The organism is Colwellia sp. 6_MG-2023 (assembly GCF_030547765.1).
Lineage (GTDB): Bacteria > Pseudomonadota > Gammaproteobacteria > Enterobacterales > Alteromonadaceae > Colwellia.
The window spans coordinates 41,653-63,680 of the sequence record NZ_JAUOPP010000010.1 but is presented as its reverse complement, the minus strand read 5'-3'; the positions used below and the strand labels follow the sequence as shown (position 1 = coordinate 63,680).

Genomic DNA, 22,028 nt, shown 5'->3' with positions numbered 1-22,028 from the left:
TGTCGCATGGTGGTTTACTATGATGTGTTTTAAAAGTATTAATAAATTTAGAGGGTTGTAAAATTGACTATTACCATTCATTCCATTTCAGCAAATGATTTATCACGTTGGGATGATTATGTTAATCAGCATGAATCTGCATCGGTATATCATTTATCTGCGTGGAAGTTACTTATTGAAAAAACGTTTGGACATGAATGTTTATATTATTATGCGCTAAATGAAAACGGTAATATTTGTGGTGTATTACCAAGTGTTAACTTGAAAAGTAAGTTGTTTGGTAATTTTATTGTAAGCATGCCTTTTTTTAATTACGGTGGCGTTATTGCTGATACAAGTGAGATTGCTAGCCAATTAAATCAACACTTACAAAACCAAGCAGAAATAAACAAAGTAAGCCATATTCAATACCGTGAATCAGTTGAACGTATTGATAATGTATTACCTGTTTCTACCGGCAAAGTAAATATGGTTTTACAGTTACCTGAAACAGCTGAAGCGTTAGGTAAGTTAATTGGCTCTAAAAGAAGATCACAAATTAAGCGGCCAATCAAAGAAGGGGTTAGTCACAAAATAGGTAAGGTCGAATTACTTGATGATTTTTATCAGGTGTTTTGTGAGAATATGAGAGATTTAGGTACACCTGTTTATGGAAAATCTTTTTTTATAAACATTTTAGAGACATTTAAAGAGCATTGCTCTATTTGTATTGTGTATTGGCAAGGAAAACCTGTATCAGCTGGTTTCTTGATTAGTTATAAAGATCGTATGGAAATACCTTGGGCGAGCACTTTAAGTTATGCAAACCGAATTTCAGTGAATATGTATTTATATTGGCAAATACTATCATATGCCATTGAACAAGGCCTTTCTGAGTTCGATTTTGGTCGTTCTACTGTCGACGAGGGAACGTATCGATTTAAAAAGCAATGGAAGTCTGAACCACAGCAATGTTATTGGTATCATTGGGTTCCTGAAGGTGGTGAATTACCGAACCTATCTCCTAGTAATGCTAAATTTGATTTGGCGATTAAAGTGTGGAAAAAATTGCCACTGCCTATTGCTAATACAATAGGTCCATTATTAGTTAAAAATTTACCTTAACATCATCACCGTTTTGCAATTTGTTTTTTAGGTTAATTAATAAATTTTCCAATTTGAATTTGATTGATTCTTTTTGTATTACTAAATAACAGTGTTCATTTTTTTGATTTGATAGTGATTGTTTATATCTTGCTTCTCCTGCTAAAAAGTCATATTTTTTTATATTAGGTTTGTTTTCAATTAACCATTGAATAAATAATGCATGTAAACTCAATCCTAATTTTATACGGTTGTCTGCTATTGGTTTTAAAGCACTTAGATAGAAATAAGCGCAATTATGGTTTAAAAAGCAGTATAAACAACCGTACAGTTCATTGTTTATCATTAAGCTGGCGACAACGGTATTAGAAGTAGTATGGTCAGAATGGATTAAGTTTTTATGAAAACCTGTGAATTGAGGATTAGTGAAGCCACTAGGGGTCTCGGTGTCTTTCCATTTATCAATGTGCCATTGTTGGCATTTGCTCAAGATTTGAGTCTGTTGTTCTGGGGCGATAGTGACTGAAAATTTAAATTCGTTTTGTTGCGTTAGTAACGTGTGGCTTCGTTTGAGTTGTTTTCGGGTACTTTTAGATAATGAAGAAAAATAATCATCAATAGTATTTATTTTATCTAGCGTGATGAAGTAGCCATTTTCCGTATTATTTTTAATTATTGAGTATTTGTTTGTACAGGATAATTGCTCTTTTGACGGTTGATCATTATTGATTGCAATTATAAATTCATCAACGTGGTTGTAGTGAGAAAGTAGTGTCTTCCATATCGTTTGAATAATAACATCTTTATTTTCATTCGTTGTTAGAAATGTATTATTTTCAATCCAAATTTGGTCTTTACAATCGTTCCCCGTTCTATGCAGATACCACTGTTTTCTTTTAAATAAACCATATTTGGTTGTGTCTTTTTCAATAAAAATACCCAAGGCAACTGTTCGATCATTTTGTGTAGCTTCTACTAATATCAACTTTGATGTGTTTTTTATTTGTTCTAACCAAGAGCCTATCCAGCGCCATGTTAAAAAAAATGAAGGTGAAGCAATACTTTCTAATCGAAGCCAGCTCTTTTTAAGTTGCTCAATTTTTTCGGGAATAAGCGGTAGGATAGTAATATGAATGTTATCTAACTCAAATTGTGCTTTTTTTAAATTCAATTTAGATACCTATTACGATAATATAACGACACTTATGAATCTTATCTTTTTATTGTGTTGTTAGTTCAATGGAAAGTAAAGGGCTGATATTTGAAAATGACAAATAAAGTTGTGCATCTCGTTTACAGTTTTGGCTGTGGAGGTCTTGAAAAAGTAATCGCTAATTTAATAAATAACTCTGAAGAGTATGATGTTGAACATGTACTTGTGTCATTAACAGATGATGTAAGTATGTTGGATCAAGTTGATAAAAAAATCAAAGTATTCGTACTGGATAAAAAGTCTGGCAATGATATCAGAACACATATTAAATTATTTTCGTTATTGAAAAAGCTAAAGCCTCGAGCAATCAATACTTATAATTTTGGCACAATAGAGTACCATTTTGTAGCGGCAGTTGCAGGTGTTCCTGTACGTGTTCATAGTGACCACGGAAGAGGTGGTGATGACCCACTAGGTAAGAATAAACTTCATAATACATTTAGAAAGTTTATTGCTCGATTTATTACTGAGTATGTTGTTGTTTCATATGATTTGTTTCAATGGATCTTAAATGATATTAAGGTTAAACCATCTAAACTAACATTATTATTTAATGGTGTGGTAGTTCCGCAAGAAAAGAAATGTAGTATTGATGATCCAAAAACATTTGTAACGATAGGGCGTTTAGATAAAGTTAAAAATCAGAAGCTTTTAATTGACGCCTTTGCTCAATCTGTTAAATCTATTCCGAGCTTTGAACAATGTACTTTAAACATTGTTGGTGATGGCCCTTTGTTTACGGAATTACAATTACAAATAGAATCATTAAATATGCAAAACCATATACATTTATTGGGCTTTAGAGATGATATAACAACCATTCTTGATGAGTCTGACATATTTGTGTTGTCGTCGCTGTATGAAGCTATGCCTATGACTATTTTAGAGGCTATGGCCAATAAAACTCCTGTTATATGCACAAACGTTGGCGGTATCTCTCAATTTATTACAGAAGAACAAGCTTGGTTTGTAGAGCCTAGCAATTGCGAGGCTTTGACAAATAAGTTAAATGAAGTAAAAAATAGCAGTGAAAAGCGACGATTAAAAGCGAATGAAGCATATACATTAGTTTATGAAAAATATGCTGTTAAACAGATGGTTAAAGCATATATGGAGAAATACACGATAAGAAAAAACCTCCTACTGTAGATTAATAGTATCAACACTTGCACTTATTATTACAATGGCATGATGATAACTGTATAGTGCTTTTTGTATTAGTAAAAATTGCATTATATCCCCTATAATTTTAAATGATATTACCAGAAATTATAGGGGAGTGTGATCTTCTTATCTCGTTATTTCTTAGTTGGTTGCGGCTGAAATTTTAGCTGCAGTGTCTAGTATGCTCTTATTATTTGGATAATATTCTAGCGCTTTATCAATATAAGATTTAGCCTTGTTGTACTCTTGTTTCTCATAATAAATCCAAGCTAAATTATTTAAAGCAATACCATTTGTCTTATCAAGAGCAAGTAACTTGATATATTCGTTGATAGACTTATTTCTATCGGTTTTAAATAAATATTCTGCATAGAGGTTAAGAAATAACAAATTATCAGGGTCTTTATGTAAATGATTTTGAACAAGTGTAATTGCTCGCTCAGGCTCATTAGTAAGCATGTACGTGTTATATAACATTGTTGCTGTGCGTGAGCTATTTAGCCGTTTGTATTCTTTTTCAAGTAGTGGCTTTGCTGTAGTATAGTCTTCTAACAAAAATAAAGTTTTGCCCAAAATACCTTTGTATATTGGGCTTTCAGCAATATTCGTTTGTTTATAACTATTTAAAATATCCATACTTTCCTTGGCTTTACCTGCATTAACTAAATACTCTGCATGCATCAAATTAATACGGGGATCCTCAGTCGGTAGATTACTTTTAAAATTTTCAATATCAATCAATATTTCTTTATATAGCCCGATACTTTCCATCGTTAATATTTTTTTAGTAAAAGCGAGGATATTGTTAGGGGCTATTTCTAAAATTGAATTATAAGCTGCAATGGCTTTAGGTTTGTTTTCTTGTTTCAAGTAAGAAAGAGCAAGAATATTGTATTTTTCAATGTTGTTCCTGTTGGATAGGTAAGTTCTATTAGATAGCACGTTTAATGCTTGATCTATATTTCCCATTTGATAGTAACTTTTTGCTAAAGCTAAGCTAAGTGTAGGGTCTTCTTCTTTACTTAACGATTCTTGTATAAAGGTATTAGCTTCTATATCTTTTTTCAGTCCCACTAAGGCATGATACTTTCCAATTATTGCTTTGACGTTTTTTGGCTCTGTATTGAGGATGTCATTATAGGCCTTTATTGCTTGTGTATTTTTATTTTCACTTAAACTTTTTGCAGCAAAATATAGTTTTGCTGTAATGAAGTTAGGGTCAATTTTTAGCATTTGTTGATACAAGCCAGCTATTTCACTTGTATTTTTCATTCTCTTTGTTATTTCGACTAATAGAAGGTAATTCCCTATGTTGTTAGGTTCTTGTGCTATCCAATCTTGAGTCATTTCCTTTGCTCTATCTAGCTGATTTTTTTGAACTAGAGAAGCTAATTCCATTGTTCTGGCTTGCTGGACATCCGTAGCTGATATAGCGATATCATTTGTAATATTTTTAATTATTTCTTCTAAACCAACAAGTGATTCCTGATCATTAACCCTATACTTCAATTTACCTATTTCTAAAGCCAGTGCTGGCGTAGGGGCTTGTGATATATTTACTTGATTTAATAGTTGCGATGCTTGTTGGGGTTTATTTGTTGCTAGTAAAGAATGTGCTACAGCAGCTACTAATACTGTTTCATCATTATCAATTGTTCCATCGCTTAGTTCTGTGTAAGCATTATCGATATAGCCTAGTCTAATTTGAGTGGCTATTAAAATTTTTCTTGCCGGGTGATCGGAAGGAAGGTTTTTCGCGATAGAGGTTAAATAAGAGTGAGCATTTTCGTATTCTGCTAATTGGTAATAGGTAATACCAGCGATAAGCTTTATGGTATCGTTTGAGTAATTAGATGCAAGGGTTTTTTCTATCGCTACTTTAGTATTGGTATAATCTTTCATCATTATGCTATTTTTAGCGGATAGAAAGTTAATATAAGGTTGTGTAGGGTATTGTTTTAGGAGCTCTTGTAATACCCCCTTTGCTGCTTCATTATTTCTAGCTTCAATATTGCTTTCTGCTTCATAAATTTTGGCAACGCTATATTTTGGCAATAATTTAGCTAAGTGCTGATAGCTTGCAGCGGCCTCTTCGAAATCTTTAAATGAAAATTGAGCTTTTGATAGTAGTAACCAGGCTAACCAATTTTTTTTATTTTCATTAGCAAATATTTTTAGTTCTGCAATACTCTTAGCAATATCATTAGTTTTTATATTTGGCGACATTAATTTTAATAAGTTTAATGCTAATATTTGATTGGGATTATTATTGTTTGTATCAGTGGTAAGTTTTTCTAATTCTATTAAGCCTTCAGCTCTTTCTTTTTGAGATAATATTGATAAGGCATAGAAAAGGTTAGCGTTATAGCGACTTTTGGGGTTTAGGTCTTTGTTATATTTTTTCCATAAACGTGAAACGCTATCATGCTCATTTTGAAGATAGTCTACTTGCATTAAAGACAGCAACCATTTTTCCGCTGGGGCACCAAGGCTTTCGGCTTTATTTAATTCTTTTGCTGCTGATCCTAAATCACCTAACATTAAATATATTTTTCCAAGAGAAGCTCTTAACTCGGGATTATTTTGATGTTGTTGAATAGAGTTTTTAAGTGAAATAATAGCATTATTTAATTCGCTACTTTTATTATCCTCAATGGCTTGCTTAGCGATTAGTAAAACTTGTTCTGGAGTATTATTGTTTTCGCAGCCACTAAGAAAAGTAAATGTTATAACAATTATTAGAATGTGGAGACGTTTCATCATTGGAGTTCCTTCAAAGTATTTGTGCTACGTTAGCATATGATAAAGTTAAAGGCATAAAAAAAGTGACCTAAAGGTCACTTTTTTTGGTATCTATACTAGATAAGGTTATGTCATTATGCTTTAGTTTTTCTTCTTAAACCTAAACCTAATAAACCTAAGCCTAAAATTGCAATTGATGTTGGCTCTGGAACTGCAAATACACCTGAAAGATTAATATCTGTAGTACGAGATATTGTGTCACAAGTTGCATCGTCACAAGTAGGTAATAGATTAGGGTCTATGTTAAAATCAGTACGGAAAGATATATCTTGAGCTTCAGTTATAGTGCCACCAGCAGTTGCTAACTCATAGAATGTATAACCAGAATCATCAATGAACAAGTTCTCTACTAGTGCATCACTACCAGCTGTATACCAGTCATAATTTACAACACTGTTAAATACAACATTAGGTCCGTTCACATCAAAGTTATTTAAGTCTAGCTCTAATACTTTAGTTGTGTTTGCTGTAGTTACATTTCTGTAGAAAAATTCAAAAGTACCGCCAGTATATGTAGGAGAAATAGCATCTACAAAATCGATAACACCATTTCCATCTACATCTAAAGTATTATCAGTAATAAGGCCACCAACAGCACCACCATCTATGAATTCTGCAACACCAGTTAGTGTATAAGTAAAGTCTAATACCCAATCGTTACCGTAGCTAGCGGTAGTGCCTGTACCTAATAAAGGTGATAATTGACCAATAGTACCAACGCCCATATCAGTAAAAGCAAGAGAAGCACCAACAAGGTCACTAGCTTCTGAACCCATAGAAATAGTGCCATCATTAACATATGTAGATGTTACTGGTAAGTTAGTCGCACCTAAAGCATTAAAGAAAGATGTTGCTCCAAACGGAGTAGAAATACTAATTGGGTCTGCACTTGCAGCACCAGATACTAATAATAATGCAGATGCTGTATATAGAGTTTTTAATTTCATGATTTATCCTTTAAACATAATAATTGTAATAACACTGCATTAGTATTTTTAAAAGCAATGTAATAGATTTTATTCTCTACTCTGTATAAGCAAGCAAGGTGCCAACTTTTTAATTTTTTTTAAGCTGTTGATGTTAAAGGTTAAAGTGTAGTGATGATAAACTGTGACTATTTATCATAAATAATAGTGTAAAAAAATCTGACACGTTTCTTATCTTGTGTTTATTCGGAACACACCACTATTATTTTTGGGTGATAAAGCACTCTAATGAATAGTTCATACTATTGATAAAAACCTTTATACCAATTTACAAACTCTTTAACACCATCACTAACTGCGACTAAAGGTTTATAATCGGTAGCTATAAACAGTTCTTCAATATCAGCATAAGTTTGGTATACATCCCCTGCTTGCATAGGCATGAAATTCTTCGTTGCCTTTATACCGAGCGAACTTTCTAATGAGTCAATGAAGTCTAATAATTTTACAGGGTTACCATTACCTATATTAAAGATTTTATACGGTGCTGAACTCTCAGCTGTAGAGCCAGATTCTACCTGCCAATCTTTGTTTTTTTCAGGAATAATGTCTTGAATTTTTATAATGCCTTCAACAATATCGTCGATATAAGTGAAGTCTCTTCGCATATCACCTTGGTTGTATACGTCAATTGGATCACCGTTGATTATAGCTTTAGTAAACTTATATAAAGCCATATCTGGACGACCCCAAGGTCCATAAACAGTGAAAAACCTTAAGCCGGTTGTTGGAATGTTATATAAATGAGAATAAGTATGAGACATTAATTCGTTTGATTTTTTAGTAGCAGCGTATAATGAAATAGGATGATCAACACTATCAGACGTGGCAAATGGTGTTTTATTGTTTAAGCCATAAACTGAACTAGATGATGCATAAATAAGGTGTTCAACATTATTATGACGACACCCTTCTAAAATAGTTAAATGGCCAATCAAGTTAGAATCAGCATAAGCCATTGGATTATCAATAGAGTAACGAACACCTGCTTGTGCGGCTAAATGTATAACACGGTTAAATTTTTCTATTGCAAATAACTGAGCTATATCTTCTCGGTTAGCAAGATCTAACTTGATAAATTTAAATGATTTATATGCCTTTAATTCATTTAAACGTGCTAATTTTAAGTTAACATCGTAATAATCATTAAGGTTATCAATACCAATAACTTCATGTCCCTGTTTACATAAGCGTTGCACTACATGAAAACCAATAAAGCCAGCTGCACCCGTAACTAAAAATTTCACATTGTTTCCTAAATATTATTTATCTTGAGGGCATACTTCATTACCCATGTTGTCAGAATAAATTCTAACCTACCTTGGTTTTACCTATGTAGGTTAGAATTTATTGCCCATGTCAGAAGGAATGACAACTTACATTTTTTTGATACTGTCACCACGACCTATACCATAGTATGAGAAACCACGTTCTTTCAATAGTACCGGGTCGTATAAATTACGACCATCTATAATAACTTTATGTGATAATGATTTTTCAATTAAATCAAAATCAGGCGCTCTAAATTGACTCCATTCAGTACAAACTACTAGAGCATCCGCGCCAGTTAATGCGGATTCTTTGGTTCCAACCAATGATAAATTATCACGCACACCATAGATACGTTGGCATTCTTCCATGGCTTCCGGATCGTAAGCTTGTACTTTGGCTCCAGCGGCCCATAACGATTCCATTAGCACCATTGATGATGCTTCTCGCATATCATCTGTTTGTGGTTTGAATGACAGACCCCAAACGGCAACTGTTTTATTTTTTAAATCGCCATTGAAGTAGGTATTTAGGTTGTTAAATAGTTTTTGTTTTTGAGCGTAGTTAACACTTTCAACAGCTTCTAATAAAGCGGGTTTATATTCAATGCCATGAGCTGTTCTTACTAATGCTTGTACATCTTTAGGAAAACATGAACCACCATAACCACAACCAGGGTAAATAAACTGATAACCAATGCGTGAATCGGATCCAATACCATGTCGAACTGCTTCTATATCAGCGCCTAGTAATTCTGCTAAGTTAGACATTTCATTCATAAATGAAATTTTAGTTGCTAACATACAGTTGGCAGCATATTTAGTTAATTCTGCAGAGCGTACATCCATATATATCATGCGATCATGATTACGGTTAAATGGTGCATAAAGCTCGCGCATTGCAGCTTTAGCTGTTTCTGATTCAGTGCCAATTACAATTCTATCTGGTTTCATGCAATCACTAACGGCAGCCCCCTCTTTTAAAAATTCAGGGTTTGACACGACATTAAATTCAATGTTTATTTTTCGTTGATTTAACACTGAAACGACTTTAGCTTTTACTTTATCAGCTGTGCCAACAGGTACTGTTGATTTATCGACAATTATTCTTGGGCTTGTCATATGAGTAGCAATTGTTTCAGCAACAGCAAGAACATATTTTAAATCAGCAGAACCATCTTCGTCAGGAGGTGTTCCTACCGCAATAAATTGAATTTCACCGTGTTCTACACCTAATTTAGCGTCAGTGGTAAAATTTAGTTGACCATTTTTATGTGTTTCTTGTACCAGTGGAGTTAAACCAGGCTCATAAATTGGAATTATACCTTTTTTAAGGTTATCTACTTTCGTTTGATCTATATCAACACAAACAACATCATGACCCACTGAAGCTAAAACAGCTGCTTGAACCAACCCTACATATCCAATTCCAAAAACTGTAACTTTCATTATCTTCCTTCAATGATGGCAATCAATTTATAATTAAACAGAATATAGCTTTTTTTTGATTTGTTTTCTATCGTAAAAGGCTATTTGGCAACTATTCTTTTAGCAATATTAAACATTATTCTTGGCATTAATCCAGCATTACCAAATGGTCTCCACGTTTTTTTGTATTTATTACGATAAGCATCGAAATGAAGTCCGTAAGGTGCCGAAATTATTTCCCCGCGATCTAATAATATTTTAAGAGCGTATGTTTCGGCTATTCCAGCACAAAGGTTAACTGCCATAGAGGTTGAAGGGCCTCGCTTCTCTTTAAAATTAACCGCACTTTTATCGACTAGGTATGAACGCTGTAGCATGGCTGGCGATAAACCAATTAAAAATTGTATGAGTTGATCATCCTCAGTTTTTTTGTCTTCAAAGCGAAAATATTCTTCGTAATTCATTTTTCCAGGCATAAAACAGAGAAAAGCACAGCCCATACCTAATGGTGCAGCTGTTATTACGGGAATATTTTTTTCATAACATTTTTTGAAAACTATTTTTCTTGCTTGAAGAGCAAAAAAGTCTAAGGCATCAACATATAGATCTACCCCTTCAAGAAATTCATCTACATTATGTGCAAAGATACCTTCAGGAAAAGACTTTATATTTGCTTCTGGGTTGATGTCTTTAGCCATACGCTCCATTACATCAACTTTTTGCTGCCCGAGTGTAGATATGAAAGCTCCAGATTGTCGGTTAAAGTTATGTACTTCAAAATCATCAAAATCTGATATGTAAAAATTTCCGACACCTAAACGCGCGAGGGTTAAAAGGTGTACTCCACCAACGCCTCCTGCACCCGCTATGGCGACTTTTTTACCTCTAAGTATTTGTTGTTCTTCTTTTGTTACCCAGCCAATGTTTCTGGAAAAAGCTTTTTCGTAATTAAACATTTAACATCCCCTTTATATTTCATTGTAATCACTGTCGTAAGGTAAAAATAATTACTTAAGCCAATTTAATAAATATACACTTTAATCATTATATTATGTAGGGAGTACTTTTATTTAATTTAAATAAATCAGCTTAATGTTTTATCATGTAGCATAAATTTTTGTATTTATAGAGTCACGATGAAACAAAAAAATGCAATTTTATCACCGATCATTATGTGTGGTGGTAGTGGGACTCGCTTATGGCCTCTTTCACGTGCGCAATTTCCTAAACAGTTTTTAGCGCTAATTAATGATAAGAGTATGTTGCAAGACACTTTGGCGCGTTTACCAACGCAGCACCAAGCGCCGCTTTTTATTTGCAACGAAGATCATCGCTTTCTAGTGGCAGAGCAAATTAAGCAAGTGAATTGTTCTGGGGCGAGTATTTTGCTTGAGCCACAAGGAAGGAATACAGCACCTGCTGTTGCTATTGCGGCTTTAAATACGTTGGCAAAAGGTGATGATGCACTCTTACTTGTTTTAGCTGCAGATCATGTAATTAACGACATAAAAAAATTCCATCAAGCCATTGATATTGCGTGTATAGCCGCAGAGCAAGGAGCGCTAGTTACTTTCGGTATTGTGCCAACACATGTTGAAACAGGCTATGGCTATATCAAGCAAGGCACTAAAAAAGATACAGCTACTTATCAAGTCGCTCAATTTATTGAAAAACCAACTATTGAGAAAGCACAAAGTTATGTAGAGTCAGGTGAATATTTGTGGAATAGCGGTATGTTTTTGTTTAAAGCAAGTCGCTATTTAGAAGAGTTAGCAAAGTGTAGACCGGATATCTTAGCAGCTTGTCAGCAAGCAATGGCTAATGTTACAACAGATTTAGACTTTATTCGTCCCGATCGAGAAGCTTTTTTACAATGTGCCAATGTGTCAATTGATTATGCGGTTATGGAAAAAACTGACGATGCTGTCGTGGTGCCTTTAGATGCTGGTTGGAGTGACATAGGTTCATATTCTGCGCTTTGGGAAATAGGCGAGCAAGATATACACGGTAATGTTTTAAAAGGAGATGTTATTGCTCAGGATACCCATAATAGTTATCTGCATAGTCAAAATAAACTTATTACTACTTTAGGTGTTGATAATTTAGTTGTTATTGATACGCCTGATGCTGTATTGATTGCTGATAAAAATAAAGTACAAAATGTCGCAAGTATTGTAAGTGAGTTAAAAGCGCGACAACGTTCGGAAACCAAGTTGCACCGAGCAGTGTATCGACCTTGGGGGAAATATGACTTGGTTGATCAAGGTGGACGCTTTCAAGTAAAGCGTATTACGGTAAACTCTGGCGCTAAATTATCTCTACAAGTTCATCAGCATAGGGCAGAGCACTGGATTATTGTCTCAGGCATAGCTAAAGTGACACTTAATGATGAAATTATTATTTTAAAAGAAAACCAATCTACTTATATTCCTATTGGCGCTGTTCATGCGCTAGAAAATCCAGGATTACTTCCTTTAGAAATGATAGAGGTACAATCGGGAAGCTATTTAGGAGAGGATGATATTGTTCGTTTTGAAGACAAATATGGACGCATAAAATAGTGACCAACCTTACGTGTTTTAAAGCTTATGATATTCGTGGCAAAATTGGTGAAGAATTAAATACAGAAATTGCCTATCGAATTGGACGTGCTTTTGCTAAACATACTAGAGCAAATAAAGTCGTTATAGGTGCTGATATACGTTTAACGAGTGAACCATTGAAGTTAGCACTTGCTAACGGTTTGATGGACCAAGGTAGTGATGTTGTTGATTTAGGTTTATCTGGTACTGAGCATATCTATTTTGCGACGAGTTACCTCGGGGTTGAAGGGGGGATTGCTGTTACTGCCAGCCATAATCCGATTGACTACAATGGTATGAAGCTAGTACGAGAAAACTCTAAAGCTATTAGTGGTGATACTGGCCTTTTTGATATTAAGGCATTGGCTGAGAAAAATGAGTTTACTGATGTTGCTCGAAAGGGAAGATATGTAACTTATGATATTACTCAGACCTATACTGAACATTTGTTAACTTATATTAATGCTAAAAATATTGCTTTATTATATTCAAAGTCAGGTAAGCCGTTAAAATTAGTGGTTAATGCCGGAAATGGCACGGCAGGCCCAACAATAGATGCACTTGAGCTTGCTCTCAAACAATTAAACGTTCCTATTGAATTCATTAAAGTGAATCATCAGCCCGATGGTCACTTCCCTAACGGCATTCCAAACCCTTTACTCGTAGAAAATAGATCAGTTACTCAAAAAGCGGTAATAGAGCACAGTGCTGATATGGGCATTGCTTGGGATGGTGATTTTGATCGTTGTTTTTTCTTTGACGAGCAAGGGCATTTTATTGAAGGGTATTACATTGTTGGTTTATTAGCGGAATATTTTTTAGCTAAAAATAATAATCGTCAGGTAACTTCGTCACCACAAAAAATCATTCATGACCCTCGTTTAACATGGAATACCATTGATATAGTTGCACAAGCTGGTGGTCAAGCGATTCAAAATAAAACAGGGCATGCATTTATAAAAGAGCGTATGCGTAGTGAAGATGCTATTTATGGGGGAGAGATGAGTGCTCACCATTACTTTAAAGATTTTTTTTATTGTGATAGCGGTATGATTCCTTGGTTATTAATTGCTGAATTAATGTGCTTACGCCAAGAACCATTATCAAATTTAGTTCAAGCACGTATTAAAGCTTACCCAACTTCAGGTGAAATTAATAGCCGCGTTGCCGATGCTCAAAAAGCGATTACTCGTGTATTTAATTTTTATCAAAGTGATGCTCAGTTGATAGATAATACAGATGGTATTAGTATGGAGTTTAGTTATTGGCGTTTTAACTTACGTAGCAGTAATACTGAGCCAGTCGTTAGGCTAAATGTTGAATCGAAGGGTAATATAGAATTAATGAAAGAAAAAGTTAAGGAAGTATTAGCTTTACTGCGTAAATAGTTAAAAAAACGCTGAAAAAATAGTGCTAGCAAAGTACACTGAATACAATATTAAAAACATTTTAAATAATTAAGGATTTATAAATGAAAATAGGGATTATCGTTGGCACTCGCCCCGAAATCATCAAAATGGCACCTGTTATTCGTGAATGTCAGAAGCGTGACATTCCTTATTTTATAATCCATTCGAATCAGCATTACTCAGAAGAAATGGATAGTATCTTTTTTAAAGAATTACATTTACCAGCCCCTCATTATAATTTAGGTGTTGGTTCCGGGTTACATAGTAATCAAACAGGAAATATTTTAATTAAAATGGAGCCTATTCTTATTCAGGAGAAGCCGGATGTAGTACTTGTTCAAGGGGATACCAATACTGTGCTAGCGGGTGCATTAGCTGCTTCTAAACTTGGTATTAAAGTTGGGCATATCGAGGCTGGCCTTCGTAGTTATGATAAAGCTATGCCAGAAGAAACTAATCGCATTATGACGGATCATATTAGTGATTTTTTATTTGCAGTAGGGCCAAATCAACATGCTATATTAGCAAAAGAAGGCATCGATTCTGATAAAATTTTCACTGTTGGTAATACGGTTTCAGACTCTTTATTCCAACATTTAGATATTTCTGCGAGCTCTAGTACTATTTTGGATGATTTATCTGTTAAGTCAGGTAACTTTTTTCTAGTGACCGCGCATAGAGCATCTAATGTTGATGTAATGGCTAATTTATTAGAACTATTAGCCTTGTTTGATAAATTACATGCAAAATATAGTCAAACAATTGTTTGGCCTATACATCCTAGAACTCAAGCAAAATTAAAAGAATTTGGTATTGAAGTACCTGGCTATTTGAAATTAATCCCACCTATTGGTTATTTAGATTTTATTCAACTACAAAAACATGCTCAGTTAATTTTGACTGATTCTGGTGGTATTCAAGAAGAGGCCTGTTTATTAGGGGTGCCGTGTATTACTTTACGTGAGAATACTGAACGTCCAGAGTCTATAGAGGTTGGTGCTAATGTACTTGTTGGTAGGGATGCTGATAAAGCCTTAGCTGCTGCAGATAAATGGTTATCACAGTCAAATGGTGACTTTAGTTGGACAAATCCATTCGGTGATGGTCATGTCGCTGAATTGATTTTAGATATTATCACTAATGTTGAATCAAATGAATTCGATGAAATTATTGATGCAAAAAATGAAACTATAGCGGTAATTGGTATGGGCTATATGGGGTTACCTATCGCAAGCTTGTTGGCGCAAGCGGGTTATAGTGTTACGGGAGTAGATTTAAATCGTGATAAAGTTGATGCTATTAATCGAGCTGAATGCCCATTTGATGAAGCCGGCTTACCTGAATTAATTAAGCAAGTTGTTAGCCAGAAATTTTTAACAGCTAGTACAGAAATACCTTCAAGTGAAACCTATCTAGTTGCTGTGCCTACTCCACATCAAAATAATAGTTGTGATCGCTCTTATGTTTTTAGTGCAGTTGATGCTATTGCTAAAGTAGCTAAAAATGGTCAAACGGTTATTGTAGAGTCAACTATTTCACCACAAACAAGCTTAATGGTTGAAGAACGCTTTAAAGATGTAGGTTTATCTATTGATGTTATTCATTGTCCTGAGAGAGCAATACCAGGGCAAACCTTGCATGAACTGGTTCACAATGACCGCATAATTGGTGCGAGTAATGAAGTAGCACAATTAAAAGTAAAAACCATCTACCAAAGTTTTGTTAAGGGAGAGGTATTCTTAACCGATTTGACTACAGCAGAGTGTATTAAATTAGTTGAAAACACTTCTCGTGATGTGGGAATTGCTTTTGCGAATGAGCTATCTGAAATTGCTAAAGAGCTAAAAGTCGATGTTTATGAAGTTATTCGCTTAGCAAACAGACATCCACGTGTGAATGTTTTAACACCAGGCCCAGGTGTTGGTGGTCATTGTATTCCAATTGACCCATGGTTTTTGGTAGAAAATACTAAGTCAGGTGAATTGGTTCGTTTAGCAAGAGCAATTAATGATAAACGACCTAGTATAGTTGCACAGCAAGCCTTAGATTTATTAGGCGCAGATGTTAAAAATAAAAAAGTTGGTATTCTAGGTGTTGCCTATAAAGCAAACGTTGATGATTGTCGAGAATCGCCCGCTGAAACTGTTTTAGAATACTTTAATTTAGCTGGTGTTGAGGTTAGTTATCATGATCCTTATGTTGAAAGTTGGGATTGCCCACGAATAAAAACGATTGAAGAAATGGATGAGTGGGCTGATGTAATTATTTTAGTTACGGATCACGAGTGCTATGGTAATTTATCACTAAAGACTGCTATGTTAAATACTAGGGCCTAAATGCCAGAAGACCACTACTCAGTGGTCTTTTTATTTTAAGGGAAGTTAAATGAAATTTTTAAAATCAATGGTTTGTGCAAGTATTGTTATTGCACTATCAGCGTGTGGCGATAATGAAACGGCACAAACGTATATCAGTAAAGCAGAAAGTTTAATTGCAGAAAAACAAAACAATACAGCGATTATTTCATTAAAGAATGCCATTAAAATTGATGCAAAAAATGCTAAAGCACGATTCTTGTTGGGGCAACTTTATTTAAATGATGGCGACGCTGAAAATGCAGCTAAAGAATTAAATCGTGCTAACCAGCTAAAATTTACTATAGATAAAGTGCTTCCTTTGCTAGCTCGTGCTTATATGTTGATGGAATATGATGAAGATATTTTATCATTAACCGAACAAGAAAAACTGCTTTCGGCTCCTAGTGCACAATACCTTGCATATAAAACTATGGCAGCTTTACGTACAAATGATAAAGCGCTAGCACAAGCAACAGTTGAGGCCGCATTAGCGTTTTCAGAAAGTGATAGTTACAGTATGTTAGCAAGTGCATATTTAGCATTTTCTGAGCAAGATATTCCTCATGCCAGTACATTAGTTCAGCGTATTCTTACAGCAACACCTAATAATGTGGATGCTTTGATGTTACAAGGGCAAATAGCGATAGCAGACCAAAACTTTGCTTTAGCGGTAGATAGTTTTAAGCAGTATTTTCAACTGCAGCCTAGTTCAGGAAAAGTGCAATTATTTATTGCTGATGCGTTATTGAAAAATGGTCAGCTTAAAGAAGCGGAAGAGATTGCTGATGCAATATTGGCTACCGTACCGACACAGCCGTTTTTACAGTACATTAAAGCAGTGACACGCTTTGAAAATAAAGATTATAAAACGGCAAGCGAGTATGCTAATCAGTCTTTAAGTTCAGGCTTTAATACTTTTAGATTGAAGTTGGTCGCAGGTGCTAGTGCGTTCTATTTGCAAAACTATGAACAAAGTAATTTTCACTTAAAAGATATTGTGGAGTATCTTCCTATCGATAATCCAGCTAGAAGAATGCTTGCCGTAAGCCAACTACAGCTGGGCTTTATTGATGATATTAGTGAAACATTAACAGGTTATGATCCATCATCGAAAGACAATGCTCAATTTTTATCAACATTAAGTTATGAATTATTAGAAGTAGGTGCTGTTGATGAAGCACAAAAACTAGCGGAACAAGCTGCTAGTGCTAATGACATGACTGCAGAGCAAACAGCAAGATCGGGTATATTGAAATTAATGATGAACGATCCATCAGGTGTTGAGACATTAGAATTAGCTTTACAGCAAAGTCCAGAATTAGTATCAGCAGAGCTTGCCTTAGCGTTTGCATCCATTAAGTTAGGAGATTTGCCAAGAGCGAGTAAAATAGCTGATAAATGGCTAAAAGAATACCCAGATAAGGCGAGTGGCTATAATCTACAAGCAAACATCTTTTTTAAGAAAAATGAATTAGAGCAAGGTAAAGCGGCATTAGCGAAAAGTTTAGAAGTGGAACCGAATAATGTCTTCGCACTGACACAAATGGTACAGCTTGCTAGCCATCAAAAAGATATAAAACAAGCAACATTGTTGACTGAGCAAGCACTAAAAGCCCATCCAAATAATATTGAAATACTACGCCAATATTTAGCATTTCATCAGGGTGAGGAAGGCTTAAATGTTATTACACAAGTGCAAGAGCGTAATACTGATGATATTCAATATGGCATACTTTTATCAGAAGCATTAATGCGAGTCGAAAAATTCAAGCAGGCTAGCGCTATTTTAGACGGCTACGAGCTAACGGCTAAAACGCCTAAGCGTTATTGGCAGTTATTACTTGCTTCGAATGCGAGACAAGCTGAAGGCAAAGATGTTTTCTTAATATTAGAAAAGTGGCGTAAAACGAATACTTATCATATTGAACCTGTCTTGTTACTGTCTGATTACTGGATTAAAAAAAGATCGCCTGATAGAGCGTTAAGTGTATTACAAGACGCCTTTAAAAAGCATCCTCAAAATTTAATTCTTCACCTGGTTAAAATGCAGGTCTTGCTAGATAACAAGCGTGTGGATGAGGCTAAATCATTCCTTGAAAGCTTGGAGCAATTTGATCTTAATAAAGATTTACGTGCAGGTATCGAAGGACGAATCCTCTTACTTGAGAAAAAATTCGCCTTAGCAATACCTAAATTACAACAGTTTTACCAAATAAAGCCTAGTGGTAATAACGCTAATCATCTTGCCTTTGCGTTTGAAGGAAATAATCAAAAACCAGAAGCAATAGCGTTGCTTGAGCAGCATGTCGCGAAGGAAGCTTTAGACAATAAAGTTAATCCTAATGTGAGTTTACATTTAGCGAATATGTATTTAGCTGAAAATCAAGATAAAGCGATTAGTGAGTATGAGCGTCTTATTACCGTTTCACCCAATAATGTGGTGGTATTAAACAACTTGTCATGGCTTTATATGGACAAAGGAGAGTTTACTCAAGCATTAAAATACGCAGAGCAAGCTTATGGTATTACGAGCGAAATACCGAATGTGGTTGATACTTATGCTCAAGTTTTATTAAAGTCAGGGAATAAGGCCGAGGCGTTAACGAAAGCAAAAGAAGCTTATGAATTAGCGAAAGGTAAGGATATTGATATAGCATTGAACCTTGCCGAAGCATTATTAGCGAATAATAATAATGAAGAAGCTAAGCTTATTTTAGCGGAAGTTACAGCGATAACACCTGCACAAAAAGAGAAAAAACAGAAGCTATCAAAATAATAAATAACTTACTGATAACTTCAACTAAATAAAGGAGCATCATATTGCTCCTTTATTTTTATACGCTTATTTGGTTAGTATGAATGTTTATTAAGCTAAGCTAATGCTGTTTAGTTGCCCACTAATATCATGCTCTATCGATTGATATAAATGTTGGAAGCCAGGCGATAAATTTTCAAGAAAGATATCCGGGCTAATATAATAGGGTGCTCTTAATCCGTGGTATTCAATAGGGTCGCCTAACTGTTGAAACTTTATGCCAACAAACTTCATGCTTCGAGCAAGCCTTGGCTCCATCATGACATAAACATGTTTCACACCGGTATCAATCGCCATGGTTGCGGCTGCCATGTATAAACCAATAGCGATAAATGGGAAGCAACGTAACTCTACTTCAGAGTATGTAGTTTCTTGAATAGCACCGGTAGCCGAGCCCTTAAATTGATCCGTTTTACGACGCCTGAAATCAGATTTTACTGCTAATCGTGAAATCTCAGCAATTTCAGAGCGATTAAAGTTTTTGGGGTGCAGTTCTTCGTTTGTAATGGAGTCGAGGCAGAATTTTTCTATTGGCAAAAGCTGATCCGATTGCTGAATATTAACAATACGAACGCAGCTGGTATATGTATTTGAAGGCTTGTGCTTGATTAAAGAAAAAATTGATTGATCGTCGAACTCATCTTTTTCTAGTCCACCTTCTTTTATATCTTCAAAAGCTAATTCTTCACAGTAAACATTGTGACGTATTTTAAAAGCTTCTTTTTTTAATTCATTGTTAATGGCAACTTGGGGTTCTAAAAACTGAGTGAAATGCTCAGCAATATTATAAGCATCACGACTAACCTTGATTGAGGCTATTTTTTTGGTGATATCACCAATAATAGGTGTATTTAGTAGGCGTTTATTCCAGTTCATTTAATTTCCAAGTTTTCATGTTAATACAAATGTTAACATTAATGTTTTCATGAGCCATTTTGAATTCCTTATCATACTAAAACACCATTTTGTATAGAGGCACTTGAATCATTATACTTTAACCAATATAGACAAATATTTAGTGAATGTTAACTAAATAAATATTAATTTATTATTATAGCCTATATAAACCTTACTATAGAGCAAAATAATACCATAGCAAATGAACACCATATGCTAATGTTTTAGGCTATCAGTAGAGTATAGACTAATATAATAAAATGGTGCTTCTCACTTGACTAATAATTTAATAATTGTGCGTTCATTTATCTACTCTAGATGAAGTACAACTGCCAATAAAGGGAATGATTAAAATTAGCTTATGATTAAGTACGGTTGCTATTTTTAATTATGGTTGTTAAATAAAAAATTGCGTAGAGTAGTGTGATGAAATTAATTCAGATAGAGCTCGTTATGTTTAAAATGTTTTTTATAGTATTGCTGATAGTTGCTTTTACACCATTAAAGGAAGCACAAGCAGAATTTGTGGATGTAGTTGCCAAGGTCAAACCCTCAGTCGTTGGTATTGGTATTCATACACCGACGAGTCGACCACAAAATATTTTACGTGGAACAGGATTTGTTATTGGTGATGGACATTATGTGGTAACCAATGCTCATGTCTTACCAACTGAATTAGATGAAAGTTTATTGCAAAAAATGGCAGTTTTCATTGGCTCAGGTAAAAAAGCGAAAGTTAGGCAAGCTGAAATTGTTGTTACTTCTGAGTTATATGATTTAGCCATTTTAAAACTATCAGGATCGGCTTTACCAGCATTGACATTAGCTGATGAAAAATTTCGTGGAGACGGTACTTATGTAGCGTTTACAGGCTTTCCTATTGGCACTGTTCTCGGTTTATATCCAGTGACTCATCGAGGCATAATCGCTAGTACTACACCGACAGTTGTGCCAGCACAAGCAGCAGAACAAATTAATTTAAAAATGCTTAAACGTATGCGAAACCCTTATTTGGCGTATCAACTTGATGCAACGGCTTACCCTGGTAATAGTGGTAGCGCTATGTACGACATGAAAACTGGTGAAGTCTTGGGTGTTATCAATAAGGTGTTTGTACAAGCAACAAAAGAAGCTGTTATTAGTAATCCTAGTGGTATTACTTATGCCATTCCTGTTAAGTACTTACATCAAATATTAAGAGAAAATAATATTAAATTATAAGAAAAATAGTGAATTATTATTCATTGCTTGCTACTTCTGTTGATACGTTTTCTATGGTTTTATATAAAGCAGATAAAGGTACTAGTTCAATATTTTCTTGTGCTAGTGTTGGAATTAAACGCTTTAGTGTTTGAATTGTTTCGGGGTGAGGGTGTGCTATAGCAATAGCTGTTTTTTGTGACTTAGCAAAACGCACTAAAGATTGAAATTGCTGAGTAATATAACTGTCGGTTAAATGATTATCGAGAAAAACATGTCTGTTTCGTATAGGCACTCCAATTAACTTTGCGATATCTCCTGCTTTTGAATCTGGACTTGTCTTACTGTCTAAAAAAAGTAAGTGATGTTGTTTTAAAAAGTTCATCGTCCAAGTCATGGGTTTATTTAATTGTGTTAAATGACTACCCATATGATTGTTGATACCAATAGCAAAAGGTATATCAGCTAAAGAATTGCCTAAACTTGCTAAGATTTCTTCTTCATTCATGGTGCTAGTGAGCCCACCAGGACCTAATTTTTTACCATTTTCAGCTTCCATTGGGATATGCAGCATTACATCATTATTCTTTTCGTTGGCTATAATCGCTATTTTTTTACCGTAAGGGGTATGAGGTAAAATAGAGAAAGTAATAGCGCCAGGTAATGATAAAACATCTTTGTCGGTATAACGATAACCAATGTCATCGATAACAATCGCCACGCGTATAGCTTGGGCTTGTATAGATGTGCTGTGTAATACACTGATAATAAATAGAATAATAAGGAGTGCGAATTTCGAAACAGCTGAAATCATTTAATAAGTT

15 protein-coding genes are annotated in these 22,028 nt (G+C 34.6%); 7 read left to right on the top strand and 8 right to left on the bottom strand.

Annotated elements, in window-relative coordinates; all coding sequences use genetic code 11:
• Nucleotides 1-63: 63 nt before the first annotated feature.
• Nucleotides 64-1,104 carry a FemAB family XrtA/PEP-CTERM system-associated protein gene (locus Q4503_RS08300; protein WP_303601965.1) on the top strand — a complete coding sequence of 347 codons (1,041 nt, stop codon included), beginning with the start codon at nt 64-66 and terminating at the stop codon, nt 1,102-1,104.
• Here Q4503_RS08300 and Q4503_RS08295 read toward each other — a convergent pair.
• A complete protein-coding gene (locus Q4503_RS08295; RefSeq protein ID WP_303601964.1) occupies nt 1,088-2,254 on the bottom strand; it encodes a GNAT family N-acetyltransferase in 1,167 nt (388 codons plus the stop codon). The genes Q4503_RS08300 and Q4503_RS08295 overlap by 17 nt on opposite strands.
• 96 nt (nt 2,255-2,350) lie before the next feature.
• Here Q4503_RS08295 and Q4503_RS08290 point away from each other — a divergent pair, with 96 nt between their 5' ends.
• Nucleotides 2,351-3,445: a glycosyltransferase gene (locus tag Q4503_RS08290; protein WP_303601963.1), complete on the top strand. Its 1,095-nt coding sequence runs from the start codon at nt 2,351-2,353 to the stop codon at nt 3,443-3,445.
• 156 nt (nt 3,446-3,601) lie between these two features.
• Here the strand turns inward: Q4503_RS08290 and prsT (Q4503_RS08285) are convergent, their stop codons facing one another.
• The 5 genes from prsT (Q4503_RS08285) to Q4503_RS08265 form a co-directional block, all read right to left on the bottom strand.
• Nucleotides 3,602-6,223: an XrtA/PEP-CTERM system TPR-repeat protein PrsT gene (prsT, locus tag Q4503_RS08285; RefSeq protein ID WP_303601962.1), complete on the bottom strand. Its 2,622-nt coding sequence runs from the start codon at nt 6,221-6,223 to the stop codon at nt 3,602-3,604.
• A gap of 113 nt (nt 6,224-6,336) precedes the next feature.
• On the bottom strand, nt 6,337-7,209 hold the full coding sequence (locus tag Q4503_RS08280) for a PEP-CTERM sorting domain-containing protein (RefSeq protein ID WP_303601961.1): 873 nt from the start codon (nt 7,207-7,209) through the stop codon (nt 6,337-6,339).
• Between the two features lie 281 nt (nt 7,210-7,490).
• On the bottom strand, nt 7,491-8,495 hold the full coding sequence (locus Q4503_RS08275; protein WP_303601960.1) for an NAD-dependent epimerase: 1,005 nt from the start codon (nt 8,493-8,495) through the stop codon (nt 7,491-7,493).
• 129 nt (nt 8,496-8,624) lie between these two features.
• Nucleotides 8,625-9,965, bottom strand: coding sequence for a UDP-glucose/GDP-mannose dehydrogenase family protein (locus Q4503_RS08270; RefSeq protein WP_303601959.1), 1,341 nt, complete (start codon nt 9,963-9,965; stop codon nt 8,625-8,627).
• An 80-nt stretch (nt 9,966-10,045) separates the two neighbouring features.
• Complete coding sequence (locus Q4503_RS08265) at nt 10,046-10,900, bottom strand: ThiF family adenylyltransferase (RefSeq protein WP_303601958.1); 855 nt, start codon at nt 10,898-10,900, stop codon at nt 10,046-10,048.
• A 180-nt stretch (nt 10,901-11,080) separates the two neighbouring features.
• On the opposite strand from Q4503_RS08265, the gene Q4503_RS08260 reads away from it, so the two are divergent.
• The 4 genes from Q4503_RS08260 to prsT (Q4503_RS08245) all read left to right on the top strand — a co-directional run bounded on the left by Q4503_RS08260 (nt 11,081) and on the right by prsT (Q4503_RS08245) (nt 19,068).
• Nucleotides 11,081-12,505: a mannose-1-phosphate guanylyltransferase/mannose-6-phosphate isomerase gene (locus Q4503_RS08260; protein WP_303601957.1), complete on the top strand. Its 1,425-nt coding sequence runs from the start codon at nt 11,081-11,083 to the stop codon at nt 12,503-12,505.
• Nucleotides 12,502-13,914, top strand: coding sequence for a phosphomannomutase CpsG (locus tag Q4503_RS08255; protein WP_303602014.1), 1,413 nt, complete (start codon nt 12,502-12,504; stop codon nt 13,912-13,914). The genes Q4503_RS08260 and Q4503_RS08255 overlap by 4 nt, the downstream gene beginning before the upstream one ends.
• 83 nt (nt 13,915-13,997) lie before the next feature.
• The gene (gene wecB / locus Q4503_RS08250) at nt 13,998-16,271 is read left to right on the top strand and encodes a non-hydrolyzing UDP-N-acetylglucosamine 2-epimerase (RefSeq protein ID WP_303601956.1); all 2,274 of its coding nucleotides are present in this window, start codon (nt 13,998-14,000) and stop codon (nt 16,269-16,271) included.
• 49 nt (nt 16,272-16,320) lie between these two features.
• Nucleotides 16,321-19,068 (top strand): XrtA/PEP-CTERM system TPR-repeat protein PrsT, encoded by a 2,748-nt coding sequence (gene prsT, locus Q4503_RS08245; protein ID WP_303601955.1) that lies wholly within the window; start codon nt 16,321-16,323, stop codon nt 19,066-19,068.
• A 90-nt stretch (nt 19,069-19,158) separates the two neighbouring features.
• Here the strand turns inward: prsT (Q4503_RS08245) and Q4503_RS08240 are convergent, their stop codons facing one another.
• Nucleotides 19,159-19,983 (bottom strand): PEP-CTERM/exosortase system-associated acyltransferase, encoded by an 825-nt coding sequence (locus Q4503_RS08240; RefSeq protein ID WP_303601954.1) that lies wholly within the window; start codon nt 19,981-19,983, stop codon nt 19,159-19,161.
• A gap of 474 nt (nt 19,984-20,457) precedes the next feature.
• Between Q4503_RS08240 and Q4503_RS08235 the strand changes: the two genes are divergently transcribed.
• Nucleotides 20,458-21,225, top strand: coding sequence for a serine protease (locus Q4503_RS08235; RefSeq protein WP_303601953.1), 768 nt, complete (start codon nt 20,458-20,460; stop codon nt 21,223-21,225).
• A 16-nt stretch (nt 21,226-21,241) separates the two neighbouring features.
• Here Q4503_RS08235 and Q4503_RS08230 read toward each other — a convergent pair whose 3' ends face one another.
• A complete protein-coding gene (locus Q4503_RS08230; RefSeq protein WP_303495406.1) occupies nt 21,242-21,925 on the bottom strand; it encodes a divergent polysaccharide deacetylase family protein in 684 nt (227 codons plus the stop codon).
• Nucleotides 21,926-22,028 lie beyond the last annotated feature (103 nt).

Bases quoted from the DNA above. Each gene is read 5' to 3' on its own strand.
- Q4503_RS08235 (WP_303601953.1), top strand. From the start codon at position 20,458: ATGTTTAAAATGTTTTTTATAGTATTGCTGATAGTTGCTTTTACACCA.
- Q4503_RS08270 (WP_303601959.1), bottom strand. From the start codon at position 9,965: ATGAAAGTTACAGTTTTTGGAATTGGATATGTAGGGTTGGTTCAAGCA.
- prsT (WP_303601955.1), top strand. From the start codon at position 16,321: ATGAAATTTTTAAAATCAATGGTTTGTGCAAGTATTGTTATTGCACTA.
- Q4503_RS08240 (WP_303601954.1), bottom strand. From the start codon at position 19,983: ATGAACTGGAATAAACGCCTACTAAATACACCTATTATTGGTGATATC.
- prsT (WP_303601962.1), bottom strand. From the start codon at position 6,223: ATGATGAAACGTCTCCACATTCTAATAATTGTTATAACATTTACTTTT.
- Q4503_RS08260 (WP_303601957.1), top strand. From the start codon at position 11,081: ATGAAACAAAAAAATGCAATTTTATCACCGATCATTATGTGTGGTGGT.
- Q4503_RS08280 (WP_303601961.1), bottom strand. From the start codon at position 7,209: ATGAAATTAAAAACTCTATATACAGCATCTGCATTATTATTAGTATCT.
- Q4503_RS08290 (WP_303601963.1), top strand. From the start codon at position 2,351: ATGACAAATAAAGTTGTGCATCTCGTTTACAGTTTTGGCTGTGGAGGT.
- wecB (WP_303601956.1), top strand. From the start codon at position 13,998: ATGAAAATAGGGATTATCGTTGGCACTCGCCCCGAAATCATCAAAATG.
- Q4503_RS08265 (WP_303601958.1), bottom strand. From the start codon at position 10,900: ATGTTTAATTACGAAAAAGCTTTTTCCAGAAACATTGGCTGGGTAACA.